Source organism: Zhongshania aquimaris (assembly GCF_019312595.1).
Lineage (GTDB): Bacteria > Pseudomonadota > Gammaproteobacteria > Pseudomonadales > Spongiibacteraceae > Spongiibacter > Spongiibacter aquimaris.
In genome coordinates, this window is sequence record NZ_JAHWDQ010000002.1 from 574,283 (window position 1) to 590,722 (window position 16,440).

Genomic DNA, 16,440 nt, shown 5'->3' on the forward strand with positions numbered 1-16,440 from the left:
ATGATTGGCTAGCAAATAACATAACAATGGGCCCTGTCATGAGTGAAGAACCAACCCTGTCTCCAGACTTTGAAAACCAGGATATACGTCCTACGCCGGTACTGGATAATCCGGAAGAAACACGGAGCAAGCTTGAGCAGTGGTTATCCGCTCAGCTCGGTAGCGACGTCAGCATTCCAAGCCTGACTGTGCCCGAGGGCACGGGCATGTCGAATATCACCATGGTGTTTGATGCAAGGCACGGCGGTGCGACTCACTCCTATGTTGCGCGTATCGAGCCCCGAGGCGATTATCTTGTTTTCCCTGAGTACGACTTAGATATCCAATGCCAAGTCATTGATATGCTCAGCGCCGATACTGATTTGCCTGTTCCTGAGATTGTCGCCAAGGAATTAAGCGGTGAGGTTTTGGGTAAACCCTTTTACATTATGAAAAAAACCGAGGGTCTGATTCCGCCGGATATTCCCCCTTATCACATGGATGGCTGGCTTACCGAGCAGACGCCAGAAACACGCCGTCAGGTGTGGAATGCGGGTTTGAACCGCCTCGCTCAGGTCAGCCAGGTTGATATTAGTAAGCCCTCGATAAGTGGTGTGCTTAACGACTGCGCCCTTCCTGGAAATCTGGATGAGCAGCTGAGCTACTGGGAGAACTATTACCAGTGGGCTTTTAAGCGTGACGGTAAGTTTCTGCCACACGATGCGGCGGAGCGCATTCTTAAATGGCTGCGTGAGCATCAACCCAAGGAGCAGGCTATTCGTCTGTGCTGGGGCGATTCCCGGATGGCCAATGTGATCTTTACTTCGGACAAGACCGATGTGGCGGCGCTGTTGGATTGGGAAATGGTGGCGCTGGGTGACCCCCTGCAAGACCTCGCCTGGTGGATTTATATGGACGAGCTGTTTTGCCACGGCTTGGATTTTCCTCCGCTGGAAGGTTTTCCTAGTCGAGCGGAATCGGTGCAGACGTGGGCGCGACAGACTGGTTACAGCGTTGAGCACCTTCACTATTACTTGGTGTTTGCCGGCCTGCGATTTGCACTCCTGCTGGGGCGTATGGCGATTGGACAAAATGGTCAGGATGCCATTAATAGCCACTTCAACCAGTGCTTTGAGGTGAAGTACCTCGAAAAAATTCTCTCTGAAATTTCGGCCTGAGGACAGTCACACATGATTAGTAAACTGGACGACTACCCCGTACATCAAACCGCCGAGCCGATTTCACAAACGGCCGCGAGTGATCGTTTCACCTACGACCGCTTCTGGTATAACGGCCACGCGAAAGATGGCTCGTTTTATTTTGGTATTGGGCTGTGTCGTTACCCCAACCTCGGCATCGTCGATTGCAGCTTCAGTTTGGTGGTAGGTGGAAAGCAATACGCCTTTCACGGTTCGCGTCGGGCATCCAATGAACCCACTGATCTTGACGTTGGGCCGTTCAAACTCACCATACTTGAGCCCATGGGGCGCCACCGATTGGTGATTGAGGCCAACGAAACCAATATAGAGTGCGATCTTGTTTTCACCCCTAAAACGGGCGTGATTCCTGAAGGCCGACAGACCCTGCGCAACGCCAGGCATCTGGTGATGGACGCGACCCGCATCGACCAGTTCGGATCTTGGCAAGGTAGCATTCGCGCAGAAGGGCGCGAGCTAGCGGTTCATGCCGAAAATACCTTTGGGCTTAAAGATCGCTCTTGGGGAATTCGTCCAGTGGGCGCTTCCTATACGGGCGGTGCGCCGATCGATAATTTCCAGCCGCTGCATTTTATGTGGTTGCCGATTCACTGGGAAAACCGCTGCACCTTGGCGGGATGGTTTGAAGACCAGAGCGGCTATCAATGGCATACCGATCAGGCCATTGTCCCGATTCACAGCAACCCGGAAAGCATTGAGATTAACGACCCTGCAATGGAACTGTGGCAAGGCTGTGTTGGCCATCAGCTAAAGTTTAAGCCCGGAACCCGTCAGGCATTGTCGGGCACCTTCTTAATGAATAATAAAAATGGTGAGCAACTCGAGATCAGTGTTGAGCCGGTCATGCTGCACCGCATGAAAGGGCTGGGTTATATGCACCCGGAGTGGGGGCACGGGGTATGGCAGGGTGAGTTGGCCATTGCTGGAGAAAGTTGGAATTGTGAGGATGCCAATCCCCTCGCCATTGAAAACATCCATATACAGCAAACTGTCATCGCTCGCTGTGGTGATGAGGTCGGCTATGGTGTTCTTGAGCAGTTGCACATTGGCCCGCATTCGGAACACGGCTTTAACGATTGGTTTGACGGCGTTGAATAAGAATCAAAGGGGGCAAAGTAATTGATTTTTGCAGTGTATTTGGGGACTGTGTAAAAACGCTGTCATTGGTCGGGAATAGCCTCAGCTTGCTAGATTCCATGACGCTTTGTGCATCCTGTAACCGATAGATTTTACACTGCCCCCAAACATGACCGCTAACGCGTCGGCTGCAGTGGGGCGTTATAGGGTGACTCGCTCGTGCCAATAGTTGGGTTTTCTGGAGTGATGAGCGAAAGCGACAACTGTGATGGCTCTGCTATTTGCTATGGTGATAATGGAGAAAGGAAATCGTTGAAGAACAAGTCTTTTTGCTCCCAGTTTGGCAGCTTCGCCAATCACTGCTACGAGCGGTGGGTTTGGTTGGCTGAGCCTGGTTGTCGCTCGTTCAAACGTATCGACCAGCTGATGTCCAAGGCCGGGGATTTTCAGCTCATACCAAGCAGCGGCTTCGGTCAGTTCTTCGGCAGCTTCCGTGCTAACCTTTACCTGCAAAATTAGCTCCTTATTCGAGCCCGGGCACGTGCAATGGCCACATCTGCGTCTAAAAGCTCCGCCTTTCCAGATTCAATGTCATTGATTCTACGGCAAATTTCAGCGTCCCAAGCTTCGGCCACACCAATATCGGCAGGGTGGTCCAAACTCGCTACCAAATCACGTGCAAGTTTAGCCCGTTCCTGCTCGGGCAGGGTCATTGCGGCGCTCGTGATACTTTCAAGTTGGGTCGTATTCATCACATTTACCAAAACTGACAACGGTTAAATGGTGCAATAAAATACACCCTATAACAAGACCAAGCAAAGCGACAGCTTCGGCTCCATTCCAACGCCGCGCACGTTGCGGGCGTTAAGGCTGTAAATAAAGCAAGCGACTTTCAGCTGATTTGGGATTTCTGACGGTCCTCTTTTTAGTAACACAGAGATGTTTGGGGTCAGTGTGAAATCTTTGATAATTTTGCGACTGGAGTGGCCGGGGTCAAAAGATTTCCCTTGTTCGTTTATTATCCTATCCCGGCCCTCGGTCGCGCATATCAAATTCAGCAATACCTTAAAGTAGCCAGCGCCGAGTGATACCGAGCAATTAAATACTGCGGCAGTAATTTTCCCTTGCCGCCTGCGGTGGTGGGAGCAGCGGCAATCCGCAGGGCGGTAGTAGCGGCACGCCGAACGGGGGCAACAGCGGTTCACAGGAAGAGTTCTTTCAAACTCGTTTGCAAACCGCGTCTGGTTTTTGCCGCACCTGTCATATTCCCGGCGGGGTGGCAGATACCGCCGACGGCGATGGTTTGATGCTGTCTAGCAATACCGCGGATGACTTCCGGCTGCTGCGCGCTTCATGGGAGACCTTGGGCGGTGGCGTAGAGACTAGCCCGCTGTTAATTGAGCCCAGTGACCCTAGCGAACCGCATAGCGGCGGTAAGCCTTGGCCGGCGGGAAGTCAGCCCTATGAGGCGATGCGCATCTTGCTGGCGTGTTGGGATAGTCCAGATAGCTGTAGCTTGAGTGGCGGTGGTAGTGGCCCAGCTCCAAATTTAGAACCTTTGCTGGGCAGCGCGCGTGGCGGCCATGTTTGGTTTGATTACTGCGGTGCAGACGATAATGGTAATCCTCGTCCTGACAGTGCGCTATTCCCCCCTGACCCACGTTCGCTGGTGCAGCCTGGCATAAGCAACGGCAAAGCGGTGGCCTTTAATGCCTTTTGGAAAGATTGCCATATTGATCCTGAGTTAGTGGGCGAAAAGCCTCATCCAGAAACCTGCGGCCAATTGCGTGAGAGTTACGCCAAGGGCGTACCGATTATGGAAGGCAATGGCCAGCTGGGTGCGGCGACGACCTTTGCGGGTCAGCAGCCGCACGGTATGTCGGCTATTAGTGCCGATCAATACAATATGATGTGGTTGCTTTGGGGCTTGCCGGGTCGCCCCGATAATTTTGATCAGTTAGTTGCCGAGCGCCACGGCTTCGGTCCCGTTTTGAGCGGCCCAGATGCACCTCGCAACCCTTACCCTTTGCAGGGCGAAGATCCCAATTTAAGCAATGGTGGCTCTGGTATTTTGCCCCAGGGTTTAACCCAAACACGTAATAACGATGGTAGCTACAGCGGCTATATTGCGGCCAACTGCCAAGGCTGTCACAGCACGCCGGTGGAAACCGCCGATGGTCTTGATTACCACTACGGTGCAGGTGGCGGCTTGCTGGATGCCAGCACCTCTGCGCGTGATTTTGGTGCTTTGGGTGGTGCGGGAACGTTAATTATTGATCGCGCAGGTTTTGGTGGACGGGTTCGCGGTACCAATAATGCGCAGTTTGCCAATGTGCTGGCATTACTTGGGAGTTTTGAAAATCAAGATCCAATTTCCTTTGGGCAAATTCTTAATAATGGTTCGACGGCCACTGGTGATACGCCGGCATGGTGGAACGTTGGGCATCGGCCAGTAAAGTTTGTGGATGCGATGTTCTCTGGCGACGCGGTGCGAGTGGATTTTGCACTTTTTTATCCGCTGCTTGATAAAAACCCGTTGATCGACGGCGAGGCTCCCGGCATTTTTGATATGGAGCGTGTTGATCAGTGGATGAGTGAAAACGTTCAGTACGGCGACCACTGGATTATGGCGCAGAAGTCGCCAGAGTACCCCGGCGAGATTGACGAGCCATTGGCAGAACAGGGCGCGGTGTTGTTCCACACAAAAAAACTGTGGACTGGGAACATTAATAATACGGCGCAACAACCGGCTGAAGGCAATGGCAGTTGTGCGGGGTGTCACGGCGCTTACTCGCCGCGTTATGTAAATGATGCAAGCTATCTGGCAAGTCCTGCTTTGGAGGGCATGGCGAGTTACATCACCCCCATCGATATTATTGACACTGATCGCGTTCGTTTAGACACCTTTAACGAAGGCACAAACCAGGGCTTGTCTGGCACGTTTGTGGGCTACCCTGAAACCGCCAATACCGCACAGGATTGCCGTGTTCAGAATATGGCGTCATTGCGCAATGGTCGCCCCAAAGGATATGCCGCGCCGCCACTATACGGTGTTTGGGCAACTGCACCTTATTTGCATAATGGGTCTGTGCCAACGGTGGCTGCCGTGTTGGATTCAACGTCACGTCCGGCAATTTGGCGCAGAGTGTCTAAACCCGCTCGGGCCGATCAGCAAGGCCAAGTGGTAATGGGTTTTGATTATAATTTTGCCCGCGCCTACGACCAGCAGAATATGGGCTGGGATTACGACGAGTTAGTGTGCGGTGGTGATAACACCTTGCCCTATTTAGATTGCACGCCGCTTGATCCGCTGGTGGATAGCATTTTGCAAATACCGGTAAATTCACTGTTTTCTAAGCTTTTATTGAGTTGGAATATCACCAATCCACCAATACTGAGTAATCAGGACGTAGAGAGCCGGAAGATTTACAACACAGCAATGTTTAGCCAAGGGAATGGCGGGCATGTGTTTAGCGATGTATTAAATGACGCCGAGCGCAAAGCTATTATTGAGTACTTGAAAACCCTTTAAGGTTTTTGCAAACGAAGGTGCCGAATAATGGCAGTGCGTCGATTTTAAAAGAAATAAAAAGCCACTTGGTTAATCGCTAAGTGGCTTTTTTCTATCGTTAGAAAATGTATGGCCTTACATCCCCCTGCTTTTAAAAGCTCGCCGCCAGTTCTGCACCTTCGCGTATGGCGCGTTTGGCATCTAGTTCCGAGGCGATATTTGCGCCACCGATGAGGTGGTAGCGCGGGCTGGCTTTTGCGTCTTGTTCAGATTTCGCATTGTAAAGCTCGCGAAGTGGTTCCTGTCCTGCGCAGATTACAATGTGGTCTACCTCTAATAGGCGCTGTTTGCCGTCTTGGCTTATATGCAGGCCTTGGTCGTCTATACGGTCGTAGCTGCAGCCAGCAAGCATGTTAACGCCTTTGTTTTTAAGGGTGGCGCGGTGTACCCAGCCGGAGGTTTTGCCTAGATCTTTACCCAATGCGGTGGTCTTGCGCTGAAGCAGGAAAATCTCGCGCTGTGAAGCTTGGGGTTTACCCGCAACCAGCCCGCCGCGTTCTGCGCTCTGTTGGTCAATACCCCACTCGGCAGACCAGCTGGCGATGCTTTGGGGGAGTTCGGTGCTTGTGTCGTGGGCTAGGTACTCCGCTACGTCAAAGCCGATACCGCCGGCGCCGATAAGGGCGACGCGCTTGCCGATGATGACTTTACCTTTTAATACATCGATGTAGGAAACCACCTTGGGGTGGTCGATACCTGGAATGCTCAGCGCGCGTGGGCTTACGCCTGTCGCAATAACGATGTCATCGTAAGCACCGTTAATGAGTTCAGGTTTCGCTACGCGGTGATTAAGGGTGAGCTTCACTCCGGAGCGCTCAATTTGTGTACCGAAGTAGCGCAGTGTTTCATCGAATTCTTCTTTGCCGGGAATCGTCTTGGCTAAATTGAATTGGCCGCCGATCTTGTCTGCTTGATCAAATAAATGCACGTCGTGGCCGCAGTCTGCTGCCGCGGTGGCGCAGGATAGCCCTGCAGGGCCGGCGCCGATGACGGCAATTTTCCTGGCCTTGGCTGTGCGCTTAAAGACCAGTTCAGTTTCGTGGCAGGCGCGGGGGTTGACCAAGCAACTAGCGCGTTTTAATTGAAAGGTATGGTCCAAGCAGGCTTGGTTGCAAGCGATACACGTATTTATTTGCTCGCTGCGATTGCTGGCAGCTTTATTTACCCATTCTGCATCGGCCAGCATCGGTCTGGCCATCGACACCATATCAGCTTGGCCGCTCGCCAAAATGTGTTCGGCAATATCTGGCATATTAATACGGTTAGACGCGATAACGGGAATCTTGACTGCCTGCTTTACGGCGGCGGTGGCTTCGCTAAATGCGGCGCGGGGCACCGAGGTGACAATGGTGGGTACACGCGCTTCATGCCAGCCAATACCGGTGTTTATTAAGGTGGCGCCGGCGGCTTCAATCTCCCGGGCGAGGTCGATTATCTCTTCTCTAGTGCAACCGTCGGGCACTAAATCAAGCATTGATAAACGGAAAATAATAATAAAATTAGCGCCAACTTTTTTGCGGGTGGCACTGACGATTTCCACGGCAAAGCGGCGTCGATTTTCGGGGCTGCCACCATAGCGGTCTTTTCGCTTGTTAGTGGCGGGCGCCAAAAATTGATTAATTAAATAGCCTTCGCTGCCCATTATTTCGACGCCGTCATAACCGGCTTTTTGGGCCAGCAGCGCGGTATGGGCAAAGTCGTTTACTGTACTGGCCACACCGCGGGTACTTAAGGCGCGCGCTTTAAATGGATTGATTGGTGCTTTACTCGTTGAGGCAGTTTTAGAGAAGGGATGATAGGAATAGCGACCGGCATGAAGAATTTGCAGGCAGATCTTGCCTCCTGCGTCGTGTACCGCCTTGGTGACTTTACGATGGTTGCGAATATCTAGGCGGGAGTTAAATGTACTGGCGCCGGGGTAAAGCCAGCCACTTCGATTGGGGCTGTAACCGCCGGTAATCATAAGGCCAACGCCACCCCTGGCGCGTTCCGCGAAATACGCAGCGAGCTTGGGAAATTGCCAAAAGCGATCTTCTAGCCCGGTGTGCATCGAGCCCATAACTACTCGATTTTTTAGGCGGGTAAAACCCAGATCGAGGGGCGTGAAGAGATGAGGGTAATGCTGGTTTTCTGTACTCATGGCTTGGCTCGCAATGTCTAGGCGAGGCCAAGATATCCCCTGAAGTTTACAGTGTCAATATTTCAGGCAGGTCGCAGTTCATCGCTGCGATACAATGATCGAGATGGCTTCGTCTCGCTGTGTTGCCCGCGTGAATAGGGTTTAATTAACTTGTAAGGAGCGGATGTACATGCCGCTTATCTTAATCGTTATTTTAGTGCGATGGCCTCATAAAACTTTCTTGTAATAAGCTTGGTAACTGCTTTTCCCCCTCGATTGCTCGATATGGCTCATTTCTTTAGTACGGCAAGCTGAGAGTGAATTTACTTTGCATTGAAAGACCGGGTGTCTAGTGTTGCCGGTCGTGCGCTATGTCTGAGATCTGCTAAGATCTAATCCTATTTGTGAGGATGGCCGCATGTCAGTGACTCAGCACGTTGATATAGAACAATTTATGCAAGGGGTTGTTAGCCGGAATCCTGGTGAGGTCGAGTTTCATCAGGCTGTCTACGAAGTCGCCGTTGATATCTTCGATTTTATACGTGACAAGCCTGTTTACCACGAAGCACAAATTTTACGCCGTATCGCCGAACCGGATAGAGTGGTTTCCTTTCGCGTATGCTGGGAAGACGATGCTGGCAATGTCAGGGTGCAGCGGGGATATCGCGTACAGAATAATAATTCCATCGGCCCCTACAAGGGTGGTCTGCGTTTTCACAAAAGCGTTAATCAAAGTATTTTGAAGTTTCTCGCCTTCGAGCAAACCTTTAAGAATAGTTTAACCGGCCTGCCTATGGGCGGCGGAAAGGGAGGCTCTGATTTCAACCCTAAGGGGAAGTCTGATCGCGAGATCATGCGCTTTTGTCAGTCGTTTATGACCGAGCTATATCGCCATGTGGGTGAAGACACGGATATTCCCGCAGGTGACATTGGTGTGGGCGCCCGCGAGATCGGTTATATGTTCGGCCAGTACAAGCGCATAACTAATCGCTACGTTGGTGTGTTAACGGGCAAGGGCTTGGAATGGGGTGGCAGCTTGGTTCGCAAAGAATCTACTGGCTATGGTGTGGTGTACTTTTTAGACCATATGTTTAAGCAAGACAAAGATACAATTGATGGCAAAGTTGTTGCGATCTCGGGAGCGGGTAATGTGGCAACACATGCTGCAGAGAAGGCCATTCAACTTGGCGCCAAGGTTGTCACCATGTCTGATTCAACTGGCTTTGTTCACGACCCAGATGGATTTAGTCATGAAAAAATTCAATGGATAGTTGATCAAAAAAGTCAGGGGCGTGGAAGTTTAGCTAGTTACACGGAGGTATATTCTGCTGCTCGTTTTCATGCCGGCGAAAGGCCGTGGTCCGTATCCTGTGATGTTGCCATGCCCTGCGCAACGCAAAATGAACTGAACCAGGACGAAGCTAAAGTTCTACTGAAAAATGGCGTGAAGGCCGTGGTTGAAGGCGCGAATATGCCCTGTAGCAACGATGCTATTGCGGTGTTGCGTAGTGCGCGAGTTTTATTTGGGCCGGCCAAGGCTGCCAATGCGGGCGGTGTCGCCGTATCCGGTTTGGAAATGAGTCAAAACAGTATGCGAATTAGTTTAAAAGAAGAGGAGCTACAGGGGATGCTGCGCGAGATTATGGGAAATATCCATAAGAATTGTTTGGAGTTCGCTGTGCAGGACGATGGCTATGTTGACTATGCCAAGGGCGCTAATATAGCGGGCTTTAAGAAAGTCGCCAATGCAATGTTGGCGTTTGGAATATTGTGAAAATACAAATATCGCCAGAGAAGTGTCCTAACGATATTTGTTGGTGTGCGATATCTCAAAAAAAGGGCCAGTGAGCAATGCGCTCGCTGGCCCTTTTAAAGGTGACACTGCGAAAAATACTATCGCGCTGCGGCTAAGGCACCGAGTACGCGTTTATTGGCTTCAGTCAGCGCTGCGCTTGCTTTGGCTTTATACTCGCTTGGATTGGCAGTGATATTGATATCTTTAGCGCTAGACGAACCGCCGCTTACCGCGCCCAATACTGAGGAGAACACGTTGGCGGCTTTTTGCAGTCCGCTGGTTGAATCTTCACTGCTGCCGTATGCGCCAGGTATAACGACAGGTGCTTGAATCAGTATTTGTCCGTTGGGATCACTGAAGGTGCTGGAGGCGCCGCGCATCCAGTTTATGCCTGAGCCGGGTACCACTTGGATGCCTTGGCCAACACTGACTTCTGCGGAGTATTCTGCACCTTTAATGTCTGAGTAGGCATTTGATCGGTATTCGGTTTCGCTGCCAAAGTACACGAAGTGGACAATGTAGTTGGCATTGATGACGGGTACCTGTAATTGGTTTGCGGCGTCATAGGCTTCATAGGGAATCATGCCACCAATGTTTTTGCTGAGTAGTTTTTTCCCCGTTGGCGCAAAGGTGGCGTCTTCGCGACTACCGCCGGTGATCATTTTAAAGGACGAGGTGTTCCTTCTTGGGCTGTCGTCATATTTCATTTTTTGCCAGGTTGCGTTGCCTTTCAGCGCGCTTTCATCGCCAATGGTGTAGCCGTTTGCGCTCAGCTGCGACTTAAAATCTTGATAGGCTGCATCGGTGATGTTTTGCATTACTTCATCCGGCACGCCTTCTAATTTCGCGCGAATAGCGCTGCTCGCGTAGCCGGTGTCACTGCTAAACATGGAGCTCTTTGCGGTAGCCGATGTTTTGTCAAAGGTCACGAAGGTCACGCTGAATTCACCGATCAATACGGTGTTATGCCCAGCGAAGTTCTCGGTATTGGTGATGGCGATGGGGTCAACTTGCTTTGCCGTTCCGCCGATGCCGGCGCAGGCAGTTATCAGCGTGAGGACCACGGCTGAGAATATTATCTTTTTCATGAACTTACTCGTAAATTACCTAGGGTGAAGGTAATCATAGAGCGCAGCGGCACACCTCATAACCCCCTAAATAAGGGGTGCTTGAACAGACGGCTTACAGCAGGGCACTGCGCAGCTCGCTAATTTCTTGCTTCGCTTCGGAAAGGAAGGCCAAGCCTTGTTCCGGCCCCATTTCTTGCAGGTGTAATTTTTTAAATGCGGGGAGCCGCGACAGTTGTGGCAACTTGCCGTGACTGCGTTCGTCAAGATAGGTGTGGTAGCGGGCAATCAGTATTAAATCGGCTAAATCCGCAGTTGGATTTTTATCCCGCATCCAGTTTTCTCGATTTAAGCCGACAAGAATCAGTTCTTCGTCAAAGTGCCAGTTGTGCAAAATCAGGCCGCTGATCTTGCCGGTAAACTCGTTAAGTAATTCTTTTATTGCGCTTGGCTCAGAGGTCAGGCTTGGAAAATCCTTTAAATTGGCGAGTAAAGGTAGCGCGCCTATATCTTGAATTAGCCCGGCGAGCAGTGCGCGGTCGGGGTCGAAACCGCAGTGCCTGGCCATAACATGGGCGAGGGAGGCGGTGTAGACACTGCGTCGCCAAATTTCGCGCATGCTTGCTTTAACAGTGGCGTCTTGAATTAAAAACAGCGCTTTTAATGCGTAGCTAGCTGTCAGGTCGCGTGCGGCATTGAAGCCTAAACGTCTTATGGCGGCGTTAAGATTACGTACTGGGTTGCCGCGGCTGTAGTGAACACTATGACTGATTTTGAGTAAATAGGCGCTTAGGCCGGGGTCTTGTTGAATCAGTTTTACCAGGTCGTCAATTTCAAGATCGCTCTGGCTAATGGCCACACGGACGTCTATTGCAATATCTGGAAGGCTAGGTAGCTCAAGTGTGCCGGCGCGCAGGGAGTCTGTCACGAGCTTTAAAAGCTGTGCCTTCGGCGTGCTGGCGGGAGATGGGGATGCTAGGGGCATGCTGATACTATTTAGTATTGGCGACTGAGTACTGTCGTGTTTCAGCGCTTATTACACAATAGGGGATTGCCGTAGCGAAGCTCGGCCGATACAGGTGTACCGGCCGTCGAGGCGACGTTAGACGCTTACTTGCTCAGCGCGTCTTGATGAGACAGGAATTCGTCGTAATTTCCTTGGAAATCATTGAGTTGCTGATCTTTGATCTCAACAATTCGGGTCGCTAACGACGACACAAATTCGCGGTCGTGGCTGGCGAAGATCAGCGTGCCTTCGTAGTGCTCTAGGGCTAAGTTGAGCGCCTCGATGGCTTCCATGTCCAAGTGGTTGGTCGGTTCGTCCATGATCAAGACGTTGGTGTCTTGCATCATTAATTTGCCGAACAACAGGCGGTTTTTCTCGCCGCCGGAACACACTTTAGCGCGCTTGTTAAAGTCGTCTGAGGAGAACAGCAGGCGGCCCAGGGTGGCGCGAACGATTTGGTCGTCGTGCTCGGGTTTGCGCCAGCGGCTCATCCAGTCGAATAGATTTAGGTCGTTGTCGAAGTCGTCGCTGCTGTCCTGCGGGCAGTAGCCGAGGGTGGCATTTTCCGCCCACTTCACTACGCCTTCGTTGGCACTTAACTCGTTCATTAAGCAGCGCAAAAAGGTGGTTTTACCTGCGCCGTTTTCGCCAAGCACGGCTAAACGGGTGCCCGCTTCCAGAATGAGGCTGCCATTTTTAAACAAGACTTCGTCAAAACCGTGACCGATGTTTTCTAAGGTTAGGGCTTGGCGGTGAAGTTTTTTGTCTTGTTTAAAACGGATATAGGGTGACTGGCGGCTGGAGGCTTTAATTTCATCCAGCTGAATTTTGTCAATTTTCTTGGCCCGCGACGTTGCCTGTTTTGCTTTCGAGGCGTTGGCGGAGAAGCGGCTCACGAAGGCTTGCAAATCTGCAATCTGGGCAGACTTCTTCGCGTTTTGCGACTGCATGCGCTCGCGTGCGGCGGTGGCGGCAGTCATGAAGTCATCGTAGTTGCCGGGGTAGACACGCAGCTCGCCGTAGTCGATGTCGGCCATGTGAGTACACACTTCGTTTAAGAAGTGGCGGTCATGCGAAATAATAACCATGGTGCTTTTGCGATCATTGAGCACGCCTTCCAGCCAGCGGATGGTGTTGATGTCCAGGTTGTTGGTTGGCTCGTCGAGTAGCAAAATATCTGGATCAGAAAACAGTGCTTGGGCGAGCAGTACGCGTAGTTTCCAGCCTGGCGCCACTTCACTCATGGGGCCAAAGTGCAGGCCAAGTTCGATGCCGGCACCCAGTAAAATTTCACCAGCGCGGCTTTCGGCGCTGTAGCCGTCCATTTCCATGAACTGGGTTTCAAGATCGGCGACTTTCATGCCGTCTTCTTCAGACATTTCGGGCAGCGAGTAAATGCGATCGCGCTCTTGCTTGATTTCCCACAGCTCGGTGTGACCCATAATGACGGTGTCGATAACCGAGTATTGCTCAAAGGCGAACTGGTCCTGGTGCAGCTTGCCAATACGCTCATTGGGGTCGAGAGACACATTGCCGGAGCTTGGCTTCAAGCTGCCGTCCAGAATCTTCATGAAGGTAGATTTGCCGCAGCCGTTTGCCCCGATAAGGCCGTAGCGATTGCCACCGCCAAATTTAACGGAGATGTTTTCAAAAAGCGGCTTGGCACCAAACTGCATGGTGATGTTTGCGGCGGAAATCAATGTTGTATACCCAATGAGTGATGAAGTGGAAATTGCTAAAAGAGGACAATGTGCGGGGCGCGAATTATACGGGTTTATATACCGTGGGTCGAGGTGCTGCTGGTTTTTGGCGGGATATTCGACGAAAACGAGCTCAATTTCGAGCAAGTACAGTGATTTAGCGGTGACGAAGCGGCAACAGACCCTCGGCTCTCGTGCGAAAGTCACCCTTTGCCGACTTGCCCATGGAGTCTCACCAAGCTATGTCGTTGATTAACAGTGAAGTCGTCGCGCGCCGCTATTCTAATTTTGACTGGTCGGCGTAGCTTAGGGGTATCTAATAAAACCATAATAAGCGAGGTAACTATGAATACGGTAACACGAGAGCCCGTTCCATTCTGGGCGCGATTCTTTCTAGCTTTTGCAGATATCACCATCTTTAATGCCCCTGGGCGTCCGTTCATTAAAGTGGCGTGGGCGGTCGACCTTCATAAAATTTTCACCCTTTTTATTATTTACGCAATGATGAGTTACTACGGTAATTTCAGTGCTGGCGCGTGGGTGTTCTTAGCTTTACACGGTATCTACGGCTACTGTTGGCTGATCAAGGATTTGGGGTTTAGGGATCATCAGCTTGAGAATAAATTAAGTTTTCTAGGTTTTATCAATTTATATGTGCTGCTGATTGCTTGGTACTGGTTAATACCGTGGCTGTTTATTGCGCGGGCGATAGAGCCTAGCGGCTTGATGTTATTTATTGCCATTGCCATTCACACCTTGGGTGTCGTGACGATGGTTGCGGGCGATGGCCAGCGGCACTGGATTTTAAAATACCGCACTGAACCCGGTTTAATTAAAGAGGGAATGTATCGCTACACCCGCAATCCCAATTATTTGGGAGAGTTAATGCTTTACGCAGCGTATGCTCTGTTGGCGAGTCACTGGATTGCGTGGGTCATCTATTCGTATATGGCGATTTACTTTTTGGCGCGAATGAAGGGCAAAGACAACGCGATTTCCCGTCACCCCGGCTGGCAGGAATATAAAGCGCAATCGGGCTTGGTTATTCCCTGGGCGCTTTTAAACGGACGGGCTCTTTTGGATAGAATCAACAAGAATAGTACGAAAATAACAGGGACCCATATTCATGAAAAATAGCCGTGCTTGGCGGAGATTTTTTCAGTTCTCCGCTATTTTTAATTTTTCGGCGGCGTTTGCCATGCTGTTTGCGCCTGAGCTTTTGTTTGAAATATTGATGATGAGCGACGCGCTTACTGCTGAGGCTATTCCCTGGCTTCATCAGTTTGCCGGTTTGGTAATGGTGTTTGGTATGGGCTATTGGCTTGTATCCACCAATCCAATGCTACATAAAGATATTGTTTGGATGGGCTGCGTAGGTAAAACAGTGGTCTTTGCCATCGCCTGGATAGATATAGCATTTTTTGCTGCGCCAATCGGCTTTGGCATTCTGGTGATAGCGGATTTAATTTTTGCAATGTTCTTTGCGATGGTATGGAAGGCTAAGGAATAAATATTATTTTTTATTTTTTATTTTTTCGTATTTTATATAGTGATCCGACTTGCTAGCTTCTATATCTGTTTGGGCCTCTAATCCAAACAGATATATCGTCAAGCAAGCCGGATCAATTTATTGCCTTATTACAGCCAGGGGTTATTCATATACCCCAGTTTGTGGAATTTCTCGATTAGCTCACGATGACCGAATGCACCCGCCGCAGATTGGAAGCCAACCGCTTTAAGTTCACCGTTGAGGAGGCGCTCTGAAGCCTCTGCGCAAATTTCACCGGTAAAGGTATATGGCGCATTAAGCGACAGCGGGAATACGGTAGTGACCTGTCGGCCCTGGCCGATACAGGTGATAACAGTTCGGTGAATGTCTGGGCTGTCTTTGGGTGGTTCTGCTGGCGTCATTTCATCTCCGAATTGATTCGTAAGCTCCTCTTTCTGGGCTTGATTCATTCCTACCGACTCTTTGTTAAAGCGGTGAATTATGCCAACTACGCTTTCAATGATTTCATCACCAAAGGCGGTTAAAACTTTACAGTTTCTTACCCGTTCGTCGTGCTCATACCAGACCGGTTCACAGCCGCCGCTCCAGGGGAGGGCCAGCGCTGGTTGCGACAAGTGGGGAACGTTAATGGTGTAATGGCGGTCGCCCTGCCACTCAATCATTTCGTTGTTTTTGAGCAGATACTGGGGATTGTTCACCATGCGTAGAAAAGATTTTGTCGACGCTTGCGAGGGCAGTGCATCGTTAATCTGGTAGGTGAGATCCAGGCTGTCTACACCCTCGGTTTCAAGAGCAACCTCGGCGGCTAATGCACCGGCGCACCACATATAGCTGTTTGCTGGACTAAGTAATAGATTTTTTTCTGCGAAGGCTTTGCCGTACTGGTCGCGTACTGCAATAACAAAGTCTTGCTCGCCAGTGGTGTCTAGGTAGTGGCAATTTGCCTCGAGGCAGGTTTCAACAACCGGCCATGCTAATTGCATAAAAGGGCCGGCGACATTGATGACCACTTCGACTTTGTCGAACCACGGTAGCAGCTCCTCGCGGGTATTGGCGGCTTGAACAATTGTCGCCGGTGCTTTGCGGCCCAAACGCTCTTCAACAATGGCGAGGGACGTCTCTAATGTGTCTTTGCTTCTGCCGGCAAAATAGAAGGGCATGTCGCGTTGGGATAGGCATTCGGCAATTAATTTTCCCGTGTAGCCGCTGGCACCGTATATGAGTATGCGTGGTGAGTTAGACATAAAATTACTCCGTTATTGTCATTATCAAAAATTATTATCAACCAGAGTGCGAAGAAAACTGGTGGTGATTTAAGGTATAGAAAGTGGCTAAATCTAAGAATGCGAATTACGGACAGGTGCTTGCGAAATGCGGACAGTGGTGCTAATTTGAAAAT

The 16,440-nt window shown here is 50.7% G+C and carries 13 protein-coding genes; 6 read left to right on the forward strand and 7 right to left on the reverse strand.

Features of this window, described 5'->3' with window-relative positions; genetic code table 11:
- The first annotated feature begins 38 nt into the window (after window positions 1-38).
- Together KXJ70_RS11395 and KXJ70_RS11400 are read left to right on the forward strand one after the other, a co-directional pair.
- Window positions 39-1,157, forward strand: coding sequence for a phosphotransferase family protein (locus KXJ70_RS11395; protein ID WP_219043620.1), 1,119 nt, complete (start codon window positions 39-41; stop codon window positions 1,155-1,157).
- Window positions 1,158-1,169: 12 nt separating this feature from the next.
- The gene (locus KXJ70_RS11400; protein ID WP_219043621.1) at window positions 1,170-2,294 is read left to right on the forward strand and encodes an Rv3169 family protein; all 1,125 of its coding nucleotides are present in this window, start codon (window positions 1,170-1,172) and stop codon (window positions 2,292-2,294) included.
- A gap of 180 nt (window positions 2,295-2,474) precedes the next feature.
- Here KXJ70_RS11400 and KXJ70_RS11405 read toward each other — a convergent pair whose 3' ends face one another.
- Together KXJ70_RS11405 and KXJ70_RS11410 are read right to left on the reverse strand one after the other, a co-directional pair.
- Window positions 2,475-2,786, reverse strand: coding sequence for a hypothetical protein (locus KXJ70_RS11405; RefSeq protein WP_219043622.1), 312 nt, complete (start codon window positions 2,784-2,786; stop codon window positions 2,475-2,477).
- Between the two features lie 2 nt (window positions 2,787-2,788).
- Window positions 2,789-3,025, reverse strand: a complete 237-nt coding sequence (locus KXJ70_RS11410; RefSeq protein ID WP_219043623.1) for an addiction module protein — start codon at window positions 3,023-3,025, stop codon at window positions 2,789-2,791.
- Window positions 3,026-3,501: 476 nt separating this feature from the next.
- Between KXJ70_RS11410 and KXJ70_RS11415 the strand changes: the two genes are divergently transcribed.
- Window positions 3,502-5,805, forward strand: a complete 2,304-nt coding sequence (locus tag KXJ70_RS11415; protein WP_219043624.1) for a c-type cytochrome — start codon at window positions 3,502-3,504, stop codon at window positions 5,803-5,805.
- 130 nt (window positions 5,806-5,935) lie between these two features.
- Here KXJ70_RS11415 and KXJ70_RS11420 read toward each other — a convergent pair whose 3' ends face one another.
- On the reverse strand, window positions 5,936-7,984 hold the full coding sequence (locus KXJ70_RS11420; RefSeq protein ID WP_219043625.1) for an NADPH-dependent 2,4-dienoyl-CoA reductase: 2,049 nt from the start codon (window positions 7,982-7,984) through the stop codon (window positions 5,936-5,938).
- A gap of 397 nt (window positions 7,985-8,381) precedes the next feature.
- Between KXJ70_RS11420 and gdhA the strand changes: the two genes are divergently transcribed.
- Complete coding sequence (gene gdhA / locus KXJ70_RS11425; protein ID WP_219043626.1) at window positions 8,382-9,737, forward strand: NADP-specific glutamate dehydrogenase; 1,356 nt, start codon at window positions 8,382-8,384, stop codon at window positions 9,735-9,737.
- A 119-nt stretch (window positions 9,738-9,856) separates the two neighbouring features.
- Here gdhA and KXJ70_RS11430 read toward each other — a convergent pair whose 3' ends face one another.
- From KXJ70_RS11430 to KXJ70_RS11440, 3 genes are all read right to left on the reverse strand, one after another.
- Window positions 9,857-10,846, reverse strand: a complete 990-nt coding sequence (locus KXJ70_RS11430; protein WP_219043627.1) for a hypothetical protein — start codon at window positions 10,844-10,846, stop codon at window positions 9,857-9,859.
- A gap of 94 nt (window positions 10,847-10,940) precedes the next feature.
- Window positions 10,941-11,810 (reverse strand): HDOD domain-containing protein, encoded by an 870-nt coding sequence (locus KXJ70_RS11435; protein WP_219043628.1) that lies wholly within the window; start codon window positions 11,808-11,810, stop codon window positions 10,941-10,943.
- Between the two features lie 125 nt (window positions 11,811-11,935).
- A complete protein-coding gene (locus KXJ70_RS11440) occupies window positions 11,936-13,531 on the reverse strand; it encodes an ABC-F family ATPase (RefSeq protein ID WP_219043629.1) in 1,596 nt (531 codons plus the stop codon).
- 345 nt (window positions 13,532-13,876) lie between these two features.
- On the opposite strand from KXJ70_RS11440, the gene KXJ70_RS11445 reads away from it, so the two are divergent.
- Both KXJ70_RS11445 and KXJ70_RS11450 read left to right on the forward strand, forming a co-directional pair.
- Complete coding sequence (locus tag KXJ70_RS11445; protein WP_255558409.1) at window positions 13,877-14,668, forward strand: methyltransferase family protein; 792 nt, start codon at window positions 13,877-13,879, stop codon at window positions 14,666-14,668.
- The gene (locus KXJ70_RS11450) at window positions 14,658-15,041 is read left to right on the forward strand and encodes a hypothetical protein (RefSeq protein WP_219043630.1); all 384 of its coding nucleotides are present in this window, start codon (window positions 14,658-14,660) and stop codon (window positions 15,039-15,041) included. The genes KXJ70_RS11445 and KXJ70_RS11450 overlap by 11 nt, the downstream gene beginning before the upstream one ends.
- Before the next feature lie 128 nt (window positions 15,042-15,169).
- On the opposite strand, the gene KXJ70_RS11455 is transcribed toward KXJ70_RS11450, so the two are convergent.
- Entirely contained in the window at window positions 15,170-16,285 is a 1,116-nt protein-coding gene (locus KXJ70_RS11455; protein WP_219043631.1) for a saccharopine dehydrogenase family protein, read from the reverse strand.
- Between the last annotated feature and the right edge of the window lie 155 nt (window positions 16,286-16,440).

Coding starts and splice junctions, on each gene's coding strand:
- KXJ70_RS11395 (WP_219043620.1), top strand. CDS start 39: ATGAGTGAAGAACCAACCCTGTCTCCAGACTTTGAAAACCAGGATATA.
- KXJ70_RS11400 (WP_219043621.1), top strand. CDS start 1,170: ATGATTAGTAAACTGGACGACTACCCCGTACATCAAACCGCCGAGCCG.
- KXJ70_RS11410 (WP_219043623.1), bottom strand. CDS start 3,025: ATGAATACGACCCAACTTGAAAGTATCACGAGCGCCGCAATGACCCTG.
- KXJ70_RS11420 (WP_219043625.1), bottom strand. CDS start 7,984: ATGAGTACAGAAAACCAGCATTACCCTCATCTCTTCACGCCCCTCGAT.
- gdhA (WP_219043626.1), top strand. CDS start 8,382: ATGTCAGTGACTCAGCACGTTGATATAGAACAATTTATGCAAGGGGTT.
- KXJ70_RS11430 (WP_219043627.1), bottom strand. CDS start 10,846: ATGAAAAAGATAATATTCTCAGCCGTGGTCCTCACGCTGATAACTGCC.
- KXJ70_RS11435 (WP_219043628.1), bottom strand. CDS start 11,810: ATGCCCCTAGCATCCCCATCTCCCGCCAGCACGCCGAAGGCACAGCTT.
- KXJ70_RS11445 (WP_255558409.1), top strand. CDS start 13,877: ATGAATACGGTAACACGAGAGCCCGTTCCATTCTGGGCGCGATTCTTT.
- KXJ70_RS11450 (WP_219043630.1), top strand. CDS start 14,658: ATGAAAAATAGCCGTGCTTGGCGGAGATTTTTTCAGTTCTCCGCTATT.
- KXJ70_RS11455 (WP_219043631.1), bottom strand. CDS start 16,285: ATGTCTAACTCACCACGCATACTCATATACGGTGCCAGCGGCTACACG.